At 54.5% G+C, this 18,452-nt stretch carries 19 protein-coding genes and 1 tRNA gene; 14 read left to right on the top strand and 6 right to left on the bottom strand.

Annotation, left to right across the window (positions count from 1 at the left end; genetic code table 11):
* The first annotated feature begins 51 nt into the window (after positions 1–51).
* Together yqfB and trhA are read left to right on the top strand one after the other, a co-directional pair.
* Positions 52–366 (top strand): N(4)-acetylcytidine aminohydrolase, encoded by a 315-nt coding sequence (gene yqfB / locus V6942_RS02525; RefSeq protein ID WP_106925775.1) that lies wholly within the window; start codon positions 52–54, stop codon positions 364–366.
* Positions 367–524: 158 nt separating this feature from the next.
* A complete protein-coding gene (gene trhA / locus V6942_RS02520) occupies positions 525–1,187 on the top strand; it encodes a PAQR family membrane homeostasis protein TrhA (RefSeq protein ID WP_333500782.1) in 663 nt (220 codons plus the stop codon).
* A gap of 163 nt (positions 1,188–1,350) precedes the next feature.
* Here the strand turns inward: trhA and ygfZ are convergent, their stop codons facing one another.
* Complete coding sequence (gene ygfZ / locus V6942_RS02515) at positions 1,351–2,334, bottom strand: tRNA-modifying protein YgfZ (protein WP_106925779.1); 984 nt, start codon at positions 2,332–2,334, stop codon at positions 1,351–1,353.
* 243 nt (positions 2,335–2,577) lie between these two features.
* On the opposite strand from ygfZ, the gene sdhE reads away from it, so the two are divergent.
* Complete coding sequence (gene sdhE / locus V6942_RS02510; protein ID WP_106925781.1) at positions 2,578–2,844, top strand: FAD assembly factor SdhE; 267 nt, start codon at positions 2,578–2,580, stop codon at positions 2,842–2,844.
* Positions 2,825–3,238, top strand: coding sequence for a protein YgfX (locus V6942_RS02505; protein ID WP_106925783.1), 414 nt, complete (start codon positions 2,825–2,827; stop codon positions 3,236–3,238). Before sdhE ends, V6942_RS02505 begins: the two co-directional genes overlap by 20 nt.
* Positions 3,239–3,240: 2 nt before the next feature.
* On the opposite strand, the gene fldB is transcribed toward V6942_RS02505, so the two are convergent.
* Positions 3,241–3,762, bottom strand: a complete 522-nt coding sequence (gene fldB / locus V6942_RS02500; RefSeq protein WP_333500781.1) for a flavodoxin FldB — start codon at positions 3,760–3,762, stop codon at positions 3,241–3,243.
* A 102-nt stretch (positions 3,763–3,864) separates the two neighbouring features.
* Between fldB and xerD the strand changes: the two genes are divergently transcribed.
* The 5 genes from xerD to lysS all read left to right on the top strand — a co-directional run bounded on the left by xerD (position 3,865) and on the right by lysS (position 9,951).
* Positions 3,865–4,761: a site-specific tyrosine recombinase XerD gene (xerD, locus tag V6942_RS02495; RefSeq protein WP_106925787.1), complete on the top strand. Its 897-nt coding sequence runs from the start codon at positions 3,865–3,867 to the stop codon at positions 4,759–4,761.
* 22 nt (positions 4,762–4,783) lie between these two features.
* A complete protein-coding gene (gene dsbC / locus V6942_RS02490) occupies positions 4,784–5,497 on the top strand; it encodes a bifunctional protein-disulfide isomerase/oxidoreductase DsbC (RefSeq protein ID WP_106925789.1) in 714 nt (237 codons plus the stop codon).
* A 5-nt stretch (positions 5,498–5,502) separates the two neighbouring features.
* Positions 5,503–7,236, top strand: coding sequence for a single-stranded-DNA-specific exonuclease RecJ (recJ, locus tag V6942_RS02485; RefSeq protein ID WP_333500780.1), 1,734 nt, complete (start codon positions 5,503–5,505; stop codon positions 7,234–7,236).
* A gap of 89 nt (positions 7,237–7,325) precedes the next feature.
* Positions 7,326–8,424 (top strand): peptide chain release factor 2 gene (prfB, locus tag V6942_RS02480; protein WP_106925794.1). Its coding sequence is split into 2 segments (ribosomal slippage): positions 7,326–7,400 and positions 7,402–8,424, totalling 1,098 coding nucleotides; the frame shifts between segments, so codons are not numbered across the junction.
* A 9-nt stretch (positions 8,425–8,433) separates the two neighbouring features.
* Entirely contained in the window at positions 8,434–9,951 is a 1,518-nt protein-coding gene (lysS, locus tag V6942_RS02475; RefSeq protein ID WP_182930058.1) for a lysine--tRNA ligase, read from the top strand.
* 161 nt (positions 9,952–10,112) lie between these two features.
* Here lysS and idi read toward each other — a convergent pair whose 3' ends face one another.
* Genes idi through V6942_RS02455 form a run of 4 tightly spaced genes read right to left on the bottom strand, consistent with a single transcriptional unit; the run spans position 10,113 to position 13,523 of the window.
* The gene (gene idi, locus V6942_RS02470; RefSeq protein ID WP_106925798.1) at positions 10,113–10,658 is read right to left on the bottom strand and encodes an isopentenyl-diphosphate Delta-isomerase; all 546 of its coding nucleotides are present in this window, start codon (positions 10,656–10,658) and stop codon (positions 10,113–10,115) included.
* Positions 10,659–10,711: 53 nt separating this feature from the next.
* Entirely contained in the window at positions 10,712–11,428 is a 717-nt protein-coding gene (locus V6942_RS02465) for a DUF554 domain-containing protein (protein WP_106925800.1), read from the bottom strand.
* Between the two features lie 22 nt (positions 11,429–11,450).
* On the bottom strand, positions 11,451–12,032 hold the full coding sequence (locus V6942_RS02460; protein ID WP_106925802.1) for a UbiX family flavin prenyltransferase: 582 nt from the start codon (positions 12,030–12,032) through the stop codon (positions 11,451–11,453).
* 12 nt (positions 12,033–12,044) lie between these two features.
* On the bottom strand, positions 12,045–13,523 hold the full coding sequence (locus V6942_RS02455) for a UbiD family decarboxylase (RefSeq protein ID WP_333500779.1): 1,479 nt from the start codon (positions 13,521–13,523) through the stop codon (positions 12,045–12,047).
* Between the two features lie 169 nt (positions 13,524–13,692).
* Here V6942_RS02455 and V6942_RS02450 point away from each other — a divergent pair, with 169 nt between their 5' ends.
* The 5 genes from V6942_RS02450 (at position 13,693) to V6942_RS02430 (ending at position 17,913) form a co-directional block, all read left to right on the top strand.
* Entirely contained in the window at positions 13,693–14,595 is a 903-nt protein-coding gene (locus V6942_RS02450) for a LysR family transcriptional regulator (protein ID WP_106925804.1), read from the top strand.
* Between the two features lie 109 nt (positions 14,596–14,704).
* Entirely contained in the window at positions 14,705–15,397 is a 693-nt protein-coding gene (gene actS, locus V6942_RS02445; RefSeq protein ID WP_106925806.1) for an amidase activator ActS, read from the top strand.
* An 80-nt stretch (positions 15,398–15,477) separates the two neighbouring features.
* A tRNA-Gly gene (locus V6942_RS02440) sits at positions 15,478–15,551 on the top strand.
* Positions 15,552–15,665: 114 nt separating this feature from the next.
* Positions 15,666–17,279, top strand: a complete 1,614-nt coding sequence (locus V6942_RS02435; RefSeq protein WP_074170590.1) for a site-specific integrase — start codon at positions 15,666–15,668, stop codon at positions 17,277–17,279.
* Positions 17,272–17,913 carry a DUF4145 domain-containing protein gene (locus tag V6942_RS02430; protein WP_333500778.1) on the top strand — a complete coding sequence of 214 codons (642 nt, stop codon included), beginning with the start codon at positions 17,272–17,274 and terminating at the stop codon, positions 17,911–17,913. Before V6942_RS02435 ends, V6942_RS02430 begins: the two co-directional genes overlap by 8 nt.
* Positions 17,914–18,452 lie beyond the last annotated feature (539 nt).

Here is an 18,452-nt window from a genome sequence, read left to right as displayed (position 1 = left end):
GCTCACGGTGGCGGATACTCGTTAATTTGAAAACCTATAGGGAATAATACCATGCAGCCTAACGACATCACTTTTTTTCAGCGCTTTCAGAATGACATTGTTGCCGGGCGCAAGACCATCACGCTGCGCGATGCGGCCGAATCTCATTTTAAAACCGGTGATATTTTGCGCGTCGGGCGCTATGAAGACGACGGCTATTTCTGCACGATTGAAGTTCTGGCCACGTCGACCGTTACCATGGACACGCTGACCGAGCGCCACGCTGAGCAGGAAAATATGACGCTACCGCAGCTGAAACAGGTTATTGCCGATATCTATCCCGGCGAAGACACTTTTTATGTCATTGAATTTAAATGCATTGAGTAAAATCATGTACATCTGTTAGGTGAATAAAATATACAACATATTGATTATATTGGATTTACAAAAAATCATCTTTTTATTTTAGCTTACAGGTGTTCACTGGAACTATTCTCAGTTACGCTAGTGCCGTTGCTTGATTTGTCGTTCGCCCGGAGCGCGTAATGGATAAGAAACCACTCATTCAGCATGGTTACTCTCTGGCTGAGGAAGTTGCTAATAGCATTAGTCATGGTGTCGGCCTGGTCCTGGGGATCGTCGGGCTGGTTTTGCTGTTGGTTCAGGCGGTTGACGCCAACGCCAGCGCCACGGCGATAACCAGCTATAGCCTGTATGGCGGCAGTATGATTCTGCTATTTCTGGCGTCAACCTTGTATCACGCCATTCCTTCGCAGCGGGCGAAAGTCTGGCTCAAAAAATTTGACCACTGCGCCATTTATCTGCTGATTGCCGGTACCTATACGCCGTTCCTGTTGGTGGGCCTGGACTCGCCGCTGGCGCGAGGTTTGATGATTGTTATCTGGAGCCTGGCGCTGCTGGGGATCCTGTTTAAGCTGACCATTGCGCACCGCTTTAAGGTGCTGTCTTTGGTGACCTACCTGACGATGGGCTGGCTGTCGCTGATTGTGGTGTATCAGTTGGCGGTGAAGCTGGCGATTGGCGGCGTCACGCTGCTGGCGGTAGGCGGGGTGGTGTACTCGCTGGGCGTGATTTTCTACGTCTGCAAACGCATTCCATACAACCACGCCATCTGGCACGCGTTTGTGCTGGGCGGTAGTGCCTGCCATTTCCTGGCGATTTATTTGTATGTGGGGCAACACGCATAGGCAATGTGCGCCAAATGGCCTGATGGCGCTGCGCTTATCAGGCCTACGGGATATCCGGACGCGCGGGGTCGTGTAGGCCGGATAAGGCAACGCCGCCATCCGGCAACCTGCGCCGAATGGCCTGATGGCGCTATGCTTATCAGGCCTATGACATATTCCTGTGTTACTCTTCGTCTAACGAATACGGCAGCGGTTTGATGCTCAGCGTAAACGCATCGTCGCGCACGCGGAACACGCTATCGGCTTCCATATCGTTATTCATCACTACCTGCACCAGCAACTGGCCGTCTTCAAGCTGTGCGGCGGCCAACACGGTACCGGTACGACGCCAGTTGTCGCCCATCTGCATTTCTAAATCTTCACCGGCCTGCGGTACGCGGCTGGCTTTTCCTGTTAGCGTCCACAGCGCGCGCTTATTGGCACCGCGGAATTTCGCACGAGCGACCATTTCCTGCCCGGTATAACAGCCTTTCTTAAAGCTGATGCCGCCCAGCGCCTGCAGGTTAGTGGCCTGCGGAATAAACTGCGCGCTGTTGGCTTCATCAATAACCGGCAGACCAGCTTCGATGTCCAGCGCCAGCCACTGCTGGCTGTTATTGAGCTGAGCTTCGCCGCGCAGGGCATCGGTTACGCGCTCAGCGGTGGCGGCATCGGTGACCAGAAGGAAACGTTCCTGCGGGTGATCAAACCACAGCAGGGCAGTTTCATTTTGCTGGAGACACGGCTTTTCGGCGCTCGGCAGTTCGGCAAAAAGATTGGCCAGCGCGGCGCGCGCCTGGAAACCGGCGACGCCCAGCAGCACCCGATCGTCAGCGGCGGCGATGGTCACCTTCGAGAAAACGGCGTATTTCTTCAGCTGAGTCAGCTGCGCTTCACGTACGCTGCGGCGCTCAATCCAGGCAAAACCGTCCTGATAATGGAACAGGCGCAGGTTGCTCCACATTTTACCTTTGGCGTCGCAGTGGGCGACCAGCAGGTGCTGATGCGCATCCATTTGCGCGACGTCCGCCGTCACCTGGCCTTGCAGGTACTTTTCGCTGTCGGTGCCGGAAATGGTCGCCAGCGCCCAATCATCAAGCGTCATTAACGTCAGCGGTAAACGCGCGGAGGCGGCAGGCTGACGCGGAGGAAAAGGAGTAAAAGCCATATTGATATCCTGAATTGAGTAACGCGCTTATTGCCTCATGGTAAAAGAGATGCCCGCCATTGCAAGCGCTTTTAATGGCCGTTTTGTGCCGTCCGCGCGTTCTGCGAAGCCGCTCGTAATAATATGAATCCCTTTCATTTATCATGGTTTTTTTATGAATATGGCGCGCGGAACGTGAGATTCCAGTAAAGTAACTGCAAAAAACACGTTAAACTAGACTCAACGTAATGCTGGAAGGAAATTATGGACATCAATAATAAAGCCCGTATCCACTGGGCATGCCGCCGCGGTATGCGCGAACTCGATATCTCCATCATGCCGTTCTTTGAGCACGAGTACGACACGCTGAGCGACGAAGATAAAGCACTCTTTATTCGTCTGCTGGAATGCGACGATCCTGACCTCTTCAACTGGCTGATGAATCACGGCAAACCGGCTGACGCTAACCTCCAGCGCATGGTGCAACTTATTCAGACACGGAATCGGGAACGTGGTCCTGTGGCAATCTGATTTACGCGTCTCCTGGCGCTCACAGTGGCTCTCTTTATTGCTCCACGGCCTGGTGGCGGCTTTTGTGCTGCTGATGCCCTGGCCGTTGAGCTATACCCCTCTGTGGCTTATTTTGCTGTCGCTGGTGGTGTTTGACTGCGTTCGCAGCCAGCGGCGCATTCATTCCCACCAGGGGGAAATTAAGCTACTGATGGATTCCCGGCTGCGCTGGCGTAATCAGGAGTGGGATATTCAGGGGGCTCCGTGGATGCTGAATTCCGGCATGATGTTGCGGATTCGCCGTCCTGGCGGGCGGCGTCAGCATTTATGGCTCGCGGCGGACAGCATGAATCCGGAAGAGTGGCGCGACCTGCGGCGGATACTTATGCAGCAGCCCGCGGCCACCAAAGACTAGCTTCAGGAGAACTGCTCGGCCATTTCGCCGAGTATCTGCTCGCACCAGCTTTGAATGCGTTCGTCGCTAAGATCGTACTGGTTCGTTTCGTCCAGCGCGAGGCCTACGAACAGCTGGCCGTCGGCGATAACCGGTTTCGGGCTGGTAAACTCATAGCCTTCGGTCGGCCAGTAGCCCACGAACTTCACTCCTTTCGTGGCCAGCTTGTCGTGCAGCATGCCCAGCGCATCGAGGAACCACTCGCCGTAGCCAAGCTGGTCGCCCATGCCGTAAAGCGCGACGATTTTGCCTGTCAGATTCAGCGTATCAAGCTGCTCCCAGACCGCTTCCCAGTCTTCCTGAATCTCACCGAAATCCCACGTTGGGATGCCTAAAATGAGCACGTCGTACTGCTCCATTAAGGCCGGAGAGTCATCTTTCAAATTGTGTAATGTGATCAGTTCCGGGCCGATAATGTCGCGAATTTTTTCCGCGGCCATCTCGGTGTAGCAGGTGCTGGAACCATAAAAAAGACCGATATTCATGACGTACTGCTCTCGATTCTTGCGATGACGATGCCGTCAGTGTACCAGAAAGGGGCTTGTTTCAGGCATAATGGTGCTGATTTAACACGCAGAGGGCTCGAAGTGGATAAGGATCTTGCACGAATCGAACAGTTTCTCGATGCGCTGTGGCTGGAGCGAAATCTGGCGGAAAACACCCTTAGCGCCTACCGTCGTGATCTGACGATGGTTGTAGAATGGCTAGCGCACCGCAGCCTGACGCTGGAGAATGCACAAAGCGACGATCTGCAAAACCTTCTCGCCGAGCGGCAGCAGGGCGGCTACAAAGCGACCAGTTCAGCGCGTTTGCTAAGCGCGATGCGTCGTTTCTTCCAGCATCTCTACCGTGAGAAAATTCGCCCGGACGACCCCAGCGCGCTGCTGGCCTCGCCCAAGCTACCCCAGCGGCTGCCAAAAGATCTGAGCGAAGCACAGGTCGAGCGCCTGCTACAGGCACCGCTGGTCGATCAGCCGCTGGAGCTGCGCGATAAAGCTATGCTTGAGGTACTGTATGCCACCGGGCTACGCGTGTCGGAGCTGGTAGGCCTGACGATGAGCGATATCAGCCTACGTCAGGGCGTGGTGCGGGTTATTGGTAAGGGCAATAAAGAACGGCTGGTACCGCTGGGCGAAGAGGCGATTTACTGGGTTGAACAATGGCTGGAGCATGGCCGCCCGTGGCTGCTGAACGGCGTGGCGATTGACGTGTTGTTTCCCAGCCAGCGGGCCCAGCAGATGACCCGACAGACGTTCTGGCACCGTATTAAGCACTATGCTCAACTGGCGGGAATCGACAGCGAAAAGCTCTCGCCGCACGTGTTACGCCATGCATTTGCCACGCATCTGCTCAACCACGGCGCGGACCTGCGCGTGGTGCAAATGCTATTAGGGCACAGCGATTTATCGACCACTCAAATTTATACGCACGTCGCCACCGAGCGGCTGCGTCAACTTCATCAACAGCACCATCCGCGTGCATGATGCTGATTTAAAAGGATTGGATATGAAAAAAGGTTTAATGATGTTTACCCTGCTGGCCGCGGCGTTCTCCGGTCTGGCGCACGCTGACGATGCCGCTATCAAGCAGTCGCTGGCGAAGCTTGGCGTGCAGAGCACCGACATTCAGCCTGCGCCGGTGGCAGGAATGAAAACCGTGCTGACCAACAGTGGCGTGCTGTACGTCACCGATGACGGCAAACATATTATCCAGGGGCCGATGTACGACGTCAGCGGCGCCCAGCCGGTTAACGTGACCAATGCCCTGCTGATGACTCACCTGAAGGCGCTGGAAAAAGAGATGATTGTGTACAAAGCGCCGCAGCAAAAACATGTCATTACGGTCTTTACCGACATCACCTGCGGCTACTGTCACAAGCTGCATGAAGAGATGAAAGACTACAATGCGCTGGGGATCACCGTGCGCTATCTGGCCTTCCCGCGCCAGGGTGTGCAAAGCCAGGCCGAGCAGGACATGAAATCTATCTGGTGCGCCAAAGACCGGAATAAAGCGTTCGATGACGCGATGAACGGCAAAGGCGTCCAGGCGGCAAGCTGTGATATCGACCTCGCCAACCACTATGCGCTGGGCGTGCAGTTTGGCGTAACCGGTACCCCGGCAATCGTGCTGAGCGATGGCTTCATGGTGCCGGGCTATCAGGGTCCGAAAGAGATGAAAGCGTTCCTCGACGAACATCAGAAACAGACCAGCGGTAAATAATTCGCGTGAAAAAACAGACTCAACTTCGCCGTCGGGTGGTGGATGATGCCATCACGTTGCCCGACGCGCTTTCGCCGCTGCTGCGTCGGCTGTACGCCAGCCGTGGCGTAAAATCGCCGGACGAACTCGAACGCGGGCTGAAGGGTATGCTGCACTGGCGTACGCTCACCGGCGTCGAGAAGGCCGTCGAAATGCTGCATGATGCGTTTGAGAACAACCTGCGCATTATGGTCGTGGGCGACTTCGATGCCGATGGCGCCACCAGCACCGCGCTGAGCGTGCTGTCGCTGCGCGCCATGGGCTGTCGCGCCGTCGAGTATCTGGTGCCGAACCGTTTTGAAGACGGCTACGGTCTGAGCCCGGAAGTGGTCGATCAGGCCCACGCGCGCGACGCGCAAATGATCATGACGGTCGATAACGGGATCTCTTCCCATGCGGGGGTCGATCGTGCCCATGAGCTGGGGATCTCCGTGCTGGTTACCGATCATCACCTGCCGGGTGAAACATTACCCAACGCCGATGCGATGGTTAACCCAAATCTGGTGGACTGCCCGTTCCCGTCTAAATCGCTGGCGGGCGTAGGCGTTGCTTTTTATCTGATGCTGGTGCTGTGCAACCATCTGAAAGAGAAAGGGTGGTTTGAGTCTCGCGGTATTGCTGTACCGAAAATCGTTGAGTTTCTCGATCTGGTGGCGCTGGGCACCGTGGCCGACGTGGTGCCACTGGACGTCAATAACCGTATTCTGACCTGGCAGGGCCTGAGCCGCATTCGGGCGGGCGTGTGTCGCCCGGGCATTAAGGCGCTGCTGGAGATAGCCAACCGCGACGCGGCCAAGCTGGTGGCCAGCGATCTGGGCTTTGCGCTTGGGCCGCGTTTGAACGCCGCCGGGCGCCTCGACGATATGTCGGTTGGGGTCGCGCTGCTGCTGTGCGATAACCTCGGTGAAGCGCGCGTACTGGCGAACGAACTGGACGCCTTAAACCAGACTCGTAAAGAGATTGAACAGGGGATGCAGGCGGAAGCGCTGACCCTGTGCGAGCAGCTTGAGCGCAGCCGCGCCGAGTTGCCGGGCGGGCTGGCGATGTATCATCCCGAGTGGCATCAGGGGGTTGTGGGTATTCTGGCCTCGCGCATTAAAGAACGTTTCCACCGCCCGGTGATCGCCTTTGCACCGGCTGGCAACGGCCAGCTTAAGGGCTCCGGGCGTTCCATTCAGGGGCTGCACATGCGCGATGCGCTGGAGCGTCTGGATACGCTATACCCGGGGCTGATGCTGAAGTTTGGCGGTCACGCGATGGCGGCCGGGCTCTCGCTGGAAGAAGCGCGATTTGAAGAGTTTCAGCGCTGCTTTGGCGAGCTGGTAACCGAATGGCTGGATCCGGCGCTGCTGCAAGGCGAGATTCTTTCTGACGGAGAACTCAGCCCGCAAGAGATGACGCTGGAGACGGCGCAGGCGCTGCGCGAAGCTGGGCCATGGGGGCAAATGTTCCCGGAACCGCTGTTTGACGGCCGTTTCCGCCTGCTGCAACAGCGGCTGGTGGGTGAACGTCACCTGAAGGTAATGGTTGAACCGGTCGGCGGCGGCCCGCTGTTGGACGGTATTGCTTTTAACGTTGACACCGCCGCCTGGCCGGATAACGGCGTGCGTGAAGTGACGCTGGCCTACAGGCTGGACATCAACGAGTTTCGTGGCAACCGCAGCTTACAGCTGATCATCGAACATCTGTGGCCAATTTAGCATCTCTTATACTGTAATTAAGGGCCGGAATCCGCTAAGATTCCGCTCTTATAACCGCATTTTTCTCGTCCATTAAAAGAAAATAGACCATGTTTGAAATAAACCCGGTAAATAATCGCATTCAGGACCTCACGGAGCGTGCCAACGTTCTTAGGGGGTATCTTTGACTATGATGCTAAGAAAGAGCGTCTGGAAGAAGTAAACGCCGAGCTGGAACAGCCGGATGTCTGGAACGAACCCGAACGCGCGCAGGCGCTGGGTAAAGAGCGTTCCTCCCTTGAAGCGATTGTCGATACCCTCGATCAAATGACGCAGGGTCTGGAAGACGTTTCCGGCCTGCTGGAACTGGCTGTAGAAGCCGACGACGAAGAGACCTTCAACGAAGCCGTTGCCGAGCTGGATACGCTGGAAGATAAGCTGGCACAGCTGGAATTCCGTCGTATGTTCTCCGGCGAGTACGACAACGCCGATTGCTACCTTGATATCCAGGCCGGTTCCGGCGGTACTGAAGCGCAGGACTGGGCAAGCATGCTTGAGCGCATGTATCTGCGTTGGGCAGAAGCGCGCGGCTTTAAAACTGAAATTATCGAAGAGTCCGAAGGTGAAGTGGCCGGGATTAAATCCGTGACCATTAAAATCTCCGGCGATTACGCCTACGGCTGGCTGCGTACCGAAACCGGCGTTCACCGTCTGGTGCGTAAGAGCCCGTTCGATTCCGGCGGCCGTCGCCACACCTCTTTTAGCTCCGCGTTTGTTTACCCGGAAGTGGATGACGATATCGATATCGACATCAACCCGGCGGATCTGCGTATCGACGTTTACCGTGCCTCCGGCGCGGGCGGTCAGCACGTTAACCGTACTGAATCTGCGGTGCGTATTACCCACATCCCGACCGGGATTGTGACGCAGTGCCAGAACGACCGTTCCCAGCATAAAAACAAAGACCAGGCCATGAAGCAGATGAAAGCAAAGCTTTATGAACTGGAAATGCAGAAAAAGAACGCAGAAAAACAGGCGATGGAAGACACCAAATCTGATATCGGCTGGGGTAGCCAGATTCGTTCTTATGTCCTGGACGATTCCCGCATTAAAGACCTGCGCACCGGGGTTGAAACCCGCAATACGCAGGCGGTACTGGACGGAAGTCTGGATCAATTTATCGAAGCAAGTTTGAAAGCAGGGTTATGAGGAACCAACATGTCTGAACAAAACGCACAAGGCGCTGACGAGGTAGTCGATCTTAACAACGAAATGAAGGCACGCCGCGAGAAGCTGGCTGCACTGCGTCAGCAGGGCATCCCGTTCCCGAACGATTTCCGTCGCGACCGTACCTCTGACCAACTGCACGCTGAATTCGATGGTAAGGAAGGCGAAGAGCTCGAAGCGCTGAATATCGAAGTCTCCGTTGCGGGTCGTATGATGACTCGCCGTATTATGGGTAAAGCCTCCTTTGTTACGCTGCAAGACGTCGGCGGTCGCATTCAGCTGTACGTTGCGCGTGACGATCTGCCGGAAGGCGTGTACAACGAACAGTTTAAAAAATGGGACCTTGGCGACATTCTGGGCGCTAAAGGTAAGCTGTTCAAAACCAAAACCGGCGAGCTGTCTATTCACTGCACCGAGCTGCGTCTGCTGACCAAAGCGCTGCGCCCGCTGCCGGACAAATTCCACGGTCTGCAGGATCAGGAAGCGCGCTATCGTCAGCGTTACCTGGATCTCATCTCTAACGATGAATCCCGCCATACCTTTAAAGTCCGTTCCCGTATCCTGGCCGGTATTCGCCAGTTCATGGTTGGCCGCGGCTTTATGGAAGTTGAAACCCCAATGATGCAGGTGATCCCTGGCGGCGCATCAGCCCGTCCGTTCATCACCCACCACAATGCGCTGGATCTGGATATGTACCTGCGTATTGCGCCGGAACTGTATCTGAAACGTCTGGTGGTTGGCGGCTTCGAACGCGTGTTCGAAATCAACCGTAACTTCCGTAACGAAGGTATCTCCGTTCGTCATAACCCTGAGTTCACTATGATGGAACTCTACATGGCGTATGCGGACTACAAAGATCTGATCGAACTGACCGAATCGCTGTTCCGCACCCTGGCGCAGGATATTCTGGGCCATACTGAAGTGCCTTACGGCGATCAGACCTTCGACTTCGGCAAGCCGTTTGAAAAACTGACCATGCGCGAAGCGATCAAGAAATACCGTCCGGAAACTGACATGGCTGACCTTGATAACTTCGACTCTGCGAAGGCGATTGCTGAAAGCATCGGCGTTCACGTTGAGAAGAGCTGGGGTCTGGGCCGCATCGTGACCGAGATCTTCGAAGAAGTGGCAGAAGCGCATCTGATTCAGCCGACCTTCATCACCGAGTATCCGGCAGAGGTTTCTCCGCTGGCGCGCCGTAACGACGTGAACCCGGAAATCACCGACCGCTTCGAATTCTTTATCGGCGGCCGCGAAATCGGTAACGGTTTCAGCGAGCTGAACGATGCCGAAGACCAGGCGCAGCGCTTCCAGGATCAGGTTAACGCCAAAGAAGCGGGCGATGACGAAGCGATGTTCTACGACGAAGACTACGTTACCGCGCTGGAACATGGTCTGCCGCCGACCGCGGGCTTAGGTATTGGTATCGACCGTATGGTCATGCTGTTTACTAACAGCCACACCATCCGCGACGTTATCCTGTTCCCGGCGATGCGTCCGGTGAAATAATCGCAATAGCGAAAAGCAAAAACCCGGCCTGGCCGGGTTTTTTTATGTCTGCGCGAAACGAAATGAACGGTATTGCGTAGGCCTGATAAGGCAAAGCCGCCATCAGGCGAACCATCTCAGATTTCCGGATGGCGTTGTCCGGCCTACGGTTGTGAAACGACTCAGCGGCCTGCGAAGGCAATAAGCGCCTGACGCGCGTTGTCATCGGCCGCTTCCATCACCATCCATGGGCTAAAGGCCCATGGCGTCAGCTTCAGCGCTTCAAAAATAGCGTCGAGTTCGCCCCACTGATATTCGATAACTTCGTCATGGTTTGCCTGAACGGGGCTGGTGACGCGCGCCGCGAACACCGGACACACCTCGTTTTCCACGATGCCATTGGGTGCGACGGCGCGATAGCGAAACTCGGTAGCAACAGCAGTGATATCGGCAATGTCAACGCCCACCTCAAAGCGGCAGCGGCGAATAATCGCCTGCTCAAAGGTCTCGCCCTGCTGCGGATGGCCACATACCGAGTTGGTCCATACGCCGGGCCAGGCGACTTTGCTTAAAGAGCGGCGGGTGACCAGCAGTTGGCCGCGTTCGTTGAATAACCAGCAGGAGAAGGCAAGGTGCAGCGGAGTGGAAAGGGTGTGAGCGGCGTACTTCTCCAGAATACCGGAAGGTTTATCGTGCTCATCGAGCAAAATGACGTGTTCGCCTGCCATGACAACTCCTGAAAATAAAAGATGACCCGGCATAAACCCACCGGGTCATATACTCAGGCAACCAGCGTAGCCCATAAATGGGAAAAAGGCATTACCAAAACAAGCCCTGGTAACATGTTGGCAACCGGGAAGAGCTTGATGTTACAAATACGCAGCCCCGTTGCAACCATCAGCAGCCCGCCTGCGCAGGAAAAATCGGCCATCATCGACGGCGTAATCATTGGCATCAGGAACACCGCCAGCATCGCCAGCGCCAGCTGGATAATCAACTGCGGAATCGCAATGGTGATGACCGCAAAGCCGAGCAGGGTGGCAAAAATCCCGGCGGTGAATAGATCGAGAATGGTCTTGATGTACAGAATCGACGGATCGCCGCTCATCCCCTCCGTCATCGCCCCGAATACGCCGGTGCCGCTGGCGCAGAACAGCACCAGAATCGCGACGAATTTCTCAGTGAACTCTTCATGGCTGAGGCCCTGAACCGGGGGAAAGACTTTATTGATAAGCCCTCGGGTTGACCCCGCGGCTTTACCAATGCCGCTCTCCAGATGCATCAGTTCGCCCAGGAGGGCGCCGACGATCATGGCCAGCACAACCGCCGGCATGTATTTCACTTTCAGGACCAGCGTAATACCCAGGCCTACGGAGCACAGACCGAAGGTCATCGGCAGCGCCGTTTTGACCCGATCCGGCAGCTTACCGCCGGCAAGGGCACCAATCAGCCCGCCGATAATCACGGCGGACCCGTTTACATAAGGACCGATTAACATGGTGAGGATTTCCTTTGTCGCTCTAGCCGTCGTGGCGCAGCGAACCTTCGCCCCAGCGCGGGATGTTATCCACGTCGATGTCGAACAGGTCGAGCGCGCGGTTGACGCTATGCGTAATAATGTCGTCCGCAGTTTGCGGACGTTGATAGAGAGCCGGAACCGGCGGGAAGATAATCCCGCCCATTTCCGTCACGGCGGCCATATTGCGAATATGGCCGAGGTTTAACGGTGTTTCACGTGCCAGCAGTACCAGACGGCGGCGCTCTTTGAGCACCACGTCGGCCGCGCGTGTCAGCAGGTTATCGGTCAGACAATGCGCTATCGCGCCCAGTGTGCGCATGGAGCAGGGCGCGACCAGCATGCCCAGCGTTTTGAAGGAGCCGCTGGAGATAGCCGCCCCCAGATTGCCAATTGGGTGCACGACGTCAGCCATCGCCATCACCTCGTCCAGACGGTAGTCCGTTTCCAGCTCGCAGGTTTTTTCCGCGCCTTTAGAGACGACCAGATGAACCTCCAGCGGAAGGGGCTGAAGCAGTTCCAGCGCCTTCACTCCATACTGAAAACCGGAAGCGCCGCTAATGCCGATGATGATGCGTGGTGTCATTGTCTGTTCCTCTTACTCGAAGTCCGGCAGGAAGCGTTTCACGTCAACTTCTTTGAATTTAGAACGTTCAAAGTGATGTTTCAGGTGGAACGGTACGGTGCAGTCGAAAATCGTTTTGCAGGACATGCCCTGCTGCAGAATACTTGGGCTGTATTCCGGTACCTGAGACGGGTCCAGCGGGTGGCAGCGTACGCCAGGGATAGTAATGGTATCGACATCGCCCTGGTAGCGGGTCTGCATTGCCCACAGCACATCGTCGCTATCGAAAATATCCACGTCCTCATCCACCAGAATCACGTGTTTCAGTTCCGGGAAGGCGGAGAATGCCAGCAGCGCGGCCTGGCGCTGGCGGCCTTCATCAGCCGGTGAGAATTTTTTGAACTGCATCACCGCCAGCAGTTTGCCGCCGCCCGCAGAGTGGGCAAAGACGTTCAGCAATTTGCCCGGCATTGCACGGCCCACCATATCCAGAATGCTGGCTTCCGTTGGGATACCCGCCATGTTGACGTGTTCCTCACCTGGACCTACGGTAGTGCGCCAGATTGGGCTGTGGCGATGGGTGACCGCCTTGACTTTAATCACCGGCAGCGCATCTTTTGATTCGCCGGTATAGCCAGGGAATTCCGGCATCGCGCGGCCGGTATTGGTGTTCTGGTCTTCGCGGACGCGGACGTCAGGCAGCAGCTCACCTTCAATGATGATTTCGGCATGCGCGATGGCTTTTTCATTGATGGTCAGGCATTTCACCATTTCAACGGCCTGGCCGCGCAGGGAACCGGCAATGCTCAGCTCATCAAAACCCAGCGGCGTGGTTGGTGGTTCAAAGCAGGCGGCAATTTCAATTGCCGGATCAACGCCGATGCTAATTGAAATAGGCAACGGTTGACCAAGTTCTTCGGCCTTCATGCGGAATGCGTCAATGTGGCGGCCCGGGGTCAGCCACATGGAGAGCTCATCGCGGCTCTGTACGCACAGGCGGTGAATGGTAATATCGGATTCGTGCGTTTCCGGATTGGACGCGTAGCACAGGCCCATGGTGATGTAAGGACCGGCATCTTCTTCGGTGTTGGTCGGTGCAGGCAGCAGTTTGCGCAGGTCGAAATCGGCATCGGTGGCCAGGTGAACCACTTCCTGAGCGACCGCTTTCTGCGTGGTCAGCACCGGTGGAATCGGGCTCTGGACGGAGTCTTTCAGCAGGTGGCCCAGTTTTTCCGGCGGGCAGTTCAGGAAGTGGCTGACGCGTTTACGAGAACCGTTGATACCAATTGCGACGCTGATATCATCGAATCCCTTAATTTTGTTGAACATCATTACCGGGCCGTTTTTACGCGTCGGGCGCTGGCAGGTGCCGCCGGCCCCAACGTAACGGTAAACGCCGGACAGTTCAGCGTGTGGATCAACCTCGGTGTCGGTTTCAACGTATTCACCAGGCAGCGTTTTTAGTAGCGCGAGCGCGGAGCGCAGATCGCGTACGGTCGTGTTATTTTTCACGGTGTATTCCTGTTTATCATCGGTAAGAATTGCTGCGATCACCCTATTCCCTACACCGGGAAGGGGCAAATACCGTTTAGCCTGGTCTCGGTAGATCAAAAAGATGTGGCTACACCCGGCGCGGCATCGTGCGTACACTAGGGCAAGTCATTTCAGGCGCGGGGGCGATATGGATTTAAAACGGTTACGCTATTTCTGTCGGGTGGTAGAACAGGGATCAATAAGCCAGGCGGCAAAGGTTCTGAACATGGCTCAGCCGCCGCTGAGCAAACGTATTCAGGAGCTGGAAGACGAGCTGCAAACGCCGCTGTTTTTGCGCCACGGCAACCGCATAGAGCCAACGGAAGCGGGTTTTTTCCTTTACCGTAAGGCCTGTGAGATTCTGCGGCAGGTCGAAGATACGGCCCGTGAAACCATGGAGATCGCTCAGAAAGATCGCCTGCAGTTTCGTTTTGGGATGAGCCATCTGTTTCAGTCCTATTTCAAACCGCTGCTGCTGGCGCTGTATCAGCGCTACCCCGAAATCGAGGTGAATATCTCCGTCACCGATTCCAGCCACCTGGAGATGTTGCTTAATGAGGGCGCGATCGATCTGGCATTTATCCAGCGCCCCTATCGCAGCGAAGGCTTCGACTATGTGTCGTTTGATCCGGTGAAGCTGGTGGCCGTGATCAACAAAAAATGCCTGCCGCAAGCGCCGGCTAACCCGTTTGACTACAATGCACTGGGCGAGCTGCCGTTGGTACTGCTGCACCGCGCGAAAGACTCTGGCACTTACGAGATGCTGATCGACCTGTTCCGCAAAGCGGGCGTGAACCCGAAGGTGATTATGCACATCACCCAGCCGGGGGTGATTATCGACTGGCTGGAGTCGGGGCTGGCGGCGGCGACGCTGCTGCCGTCGTCCGAGGTGTGTGCAGAGAAGCTGCATGAATGCTACGTGGTAGACGTCTTCCCTGCGCCGCAGATTTTTTATCCGGCCATGGTAAAAATACCCGCAGCCAACTGGTGCCCACAGGTCATGGAGCTGGTGGCGGAAGGTTTCCCATTTGGCAATCATTCACTTTCCTGATGGTTTGGCATCCTGCGTGAGCCTGCTATCATAGGTGTCCCGATCGTTGATGACCTGAGGATACGTTTTGCGAGCAGGAAGCCAAATCTCTTCCCCATTACGACTGTCAATGTGCCTGGCTATCGGCCTGGCGCTGTCCGGCTGCGCCGGAAACTCGTCAGAAGGCAGCTACAGCGGTTCGGTTTATACCGTAAAGCGCGGCGATACGCTGTCGCGTATTTCGCGTATGACGGGCACCAGCGTGCGAGATTTGGCGCGAATGAACGGTATTTCTCCGCCGTACACCATTGAAGTCGGGCAAAAGCTGAAGGTGAGCGGCGCGGCTTCCTCGGCGAAAAAATCGACCGCCAGCAAAACGGCGAAAGTGGTTCCCTCCTCCGCAGTGCCCCAGTCTTCATGGCCGCCGGTGGGGCAACGCTGCTGGCGCTGGCCTGCTAGCGGTAAGGTCGTGATGACCTATACCACTTCGGAAGGCGGAAACAAAGGTATTGATATCGCCGGCAGCCGCGGTCAGCCGGTCTATGCTGCCGGAGCCGGGAAGGTCGTGTACGTTGGCAATCAGCTGCGCGGCTACGGCAACCTGGTGATGATCAAGCATAACGAGGATTACATCACCGCCTACGCACACAACGATAAGCTGCTGGTGAATAACGGTCAGAGCGTGAAGATAGGGCAGCAAATTGCCACGATGGGCAGTTCGGATGCGGACTCGGTGCGGCTGCATTTCCAGATTCGCTACCGGGCGACGGCTATCGATCCGCTACGCTATTTGCCGCCACAGGGCAGCCCGCCGAAGTGCTAAGCGGTTATTTTATCGTCACTTAGCAACATGATAGCTTGCCAGACGAGGAGTAACGTTTATAATGCTCCTCGCACACCTTTGCGGGCGTAGTTCAATGGTAGAACGAGAGCTTCCCAAGCTCTATACGAGGGTTCGATTCCCTTCGCCCGCTCCATGACACTTCTTAAAGTATTCTAACCTACTGAATCCCTTGGGATATGGCTTAAAGCCTCCTTGCAGAGTTACTTACTGTAACCCACTGTGTAACCCTTTCAGGGCATACAGACATATGATTCAGCTATCCAGCAGTCACAAACTTCCAGCCGTCTCCTATCTCTACCAGCGTAACGGCGTCTACTACTTCCGTCTTCGGGTCAGACAATCAAACAATGATAGAATGACCTCAGTATCATTACGGACCAAGGATAGACGTACCGCTATGGCTCACTCAAGGCACATCAAGGCAGCACTCAAGGCAATACACGCAGACAGACCCAACGCTACCTATGAGGAGATGAGGGGCCACCTTAAGGACATCGCTGAGTGGGAACTATCGACGGGCCGCTCTGACCTCTTCGAGCCTGACATGAGGGAAACATATAGCGGGCTTTATTCAGAACTTGGTGGGAACCTTGTTGATGCACTAGCCTGTGAACCCCTTAGCATTGACCAGCATCGTTACATTCACGAGGCTTTGGGAGTGCTTAAGGCCTGTATGAAGCGTATCGATGCGGGAGACAGTCGGCCTCTGATAGATTACGTCGATCGTTTTGATGATATTGATCGGCAAGATGACCAAGCCTCTGTGTCCTTATCTGTTAGTGCTCCAGAAGTAAAACCAGAAGTCACGCCTAGCGTCACCGTAGCGTGCCTCTTTGAGCAATACGAAGCGGAGAACGCTCAGAACTGGAAGCCCGCCACCTTAAGGGAAAACAAAGCGTCACACGCTGCGTTAATCGAAATATTCGACCATCTGGGTCTCAATGCTGAAGCCAGTAGAGCAGACATGCTCAGAGTTCGTGATGTGCTCCAGCAGTTACCTAAGAACCGTAAGCAGCGCTTCAAGGATGCCTCATTGGCTGACCTGCTAAGCCGTGATGATAAGACTGATTGTCTGGATGTCGTTACCATCAACAATAAGTATCTCATCAAAATGGCGGCTGTCTTTAAGTGGGCTGTCCGTAATGACCTGATTAAAAAGAATATGACTGAGGGGCTGGAGCTAAAGGTTCCCCAGCGTAAAGCCTCTGAGGCCCGTAACGCCTTTTCTACGGAGCAGGTAGGGCAACTACTGGTCGCCGCTAAGTCATACTCTCAGAAGGCTTCAGGTAAACCTTATCACTACTACGTTACCGCTTTGGCTGCCATCACTGGGGCAAGGCTTAACGAGGTGGCTCAGCTTCAGGTTAAAGACGTTAGGGCCACTGAGGCTGGGGCTGTCTATATCCATATCAATGAAGACGATAGCAGCCTGCTGGGTAAGAGCATCAAGAACGCCCACAGTGATCGCTGTGTTCCTCTGGTTGATGGGGCCTATGGTTTCGCATTGGCTGACTTTGTGGCACTTGTAGAGACCCGTAGAGGCGTTGCTGGTGATGACGCTATGGTCTTTGATGGTTTGCGCTTGATGAAGAACGGTTACGGTGAGCAGGTGAGTAAATGGTTTAACCGTACGCTGTTACCTAAGGTTCTTGCTGAGCGTGACGGGCTGGCTTTCCATTCGTTCAGGCATACAGTTGCGACCCAGTTAAAACAACAAGGTGTCGAATTAGCGTATGCTCAGGCTATTATGGGTCATAGCTCTGGGTCTATAACTTACGACCGTTACGCTAAAGAGGTTGAGGTGAATAGGTTAAAAAGTGTGCTTATGGATGTCTACAAGGAGACAGGATTAAATGGCTGAATATTATCCAGCAACATTTGGAAAATCTGAGTTTAATTGTCCATATTGTGGTGTTTTTGCTCATCAGGATTTTTATCCTCTGATATATAAGCCGTATGATTACGCGCGTGAGACTGAGGAAACAGTGATGGAAGCATCACTATGTCGACATTGTAATAAATTGGCATATTGGCATCAGCAGACTTTGATGGTTCCAGCTTCAGGTAATGTTGATATGCCTAACCCAGACATGCCTAACGACTGTTTGCTTGACTACATGGAAGCCAGAAGCATCGTCAACCTATCTCCAAAAGGGGCCGCTGCACTTCTCCGCCTGTGTCTTCAGAAACTGATGGTCCATTTAGGTGAGCCGGGGAGCAACATTAACGCTGACATTAAGTCACTAGTTGAGAAAGGATTACCTCATCGCATTCAACAAGCAGCAGACATCTGTCGTATCGTAGGGAATCAGGCGGTCCATCCCGGAGAGATTAACCTTGATGATGACCCACAGTTAACGCATGGCCTCTTTAAGCTGTTGAATATCATTGTCGATGACCGAATCACAAGACCAAAAGAAATCGAGGCGATGTTCCAGAGTATGCCTGAGGGACCACGGCAGGGCATCGAAAATCGGGACAAAAAGAGCGCTTAGGGTTAACGACTCACTGTAGAGAGAGAGAAGGCCTCTGAGGAATCGACGATTAGCTCGTACTCATGCCTTAACTCTCATTCATACACTTATTGTGAAGTCAACAGAATTAATAACGACTCACTATAAGGAGAGAGAAGACAAAAAGTTTTCCCTCTATGACAACTGCTACTTCAAGGTAGCTCTAACCGTAACTTATCGCATCCTTTCAGGGGCGGGATGACCAATTACAGACACCAAGCGTTCACTTAAAGTGAGTGCTTGGTGTGTGCTCTGGGTCAGTCGATAAGTGAATAGCCAATAATAGAAATCATATTAATTATGGTCTCTGGTCTACAGGGGCTAAACTTAAAGTATTACTTAAAGACCTTAAAGTTATATTACTTGTTTACACAAGATAATAATAAGAGTCTTAAAGACTAACTTTAAGAGTACTTAGAGTCGTCTCTTCATTAATCTTGTCATTATTAACTCCTTAATAACTAACAGTGTCTCCGCAAGACACAACCCTATCAATCTCAAAGACATTCTAAATGTGCATC

The organism is Kluyvera genomosp. 2, from assembly GCF_036759865.1.
Classification (GTDB): Bacteria; Pseudomonadota; Gammaproteobacteria; order Enterobacterales; family Enterobacteriaceae; genus Kluyvera; species Kluyvera ascorbata_B.
The sequence above is the reverse complement of the archived record's forward strand: the minus strand, read 5'-3'. Positions and strand labels throughout refer to the sequence as shown.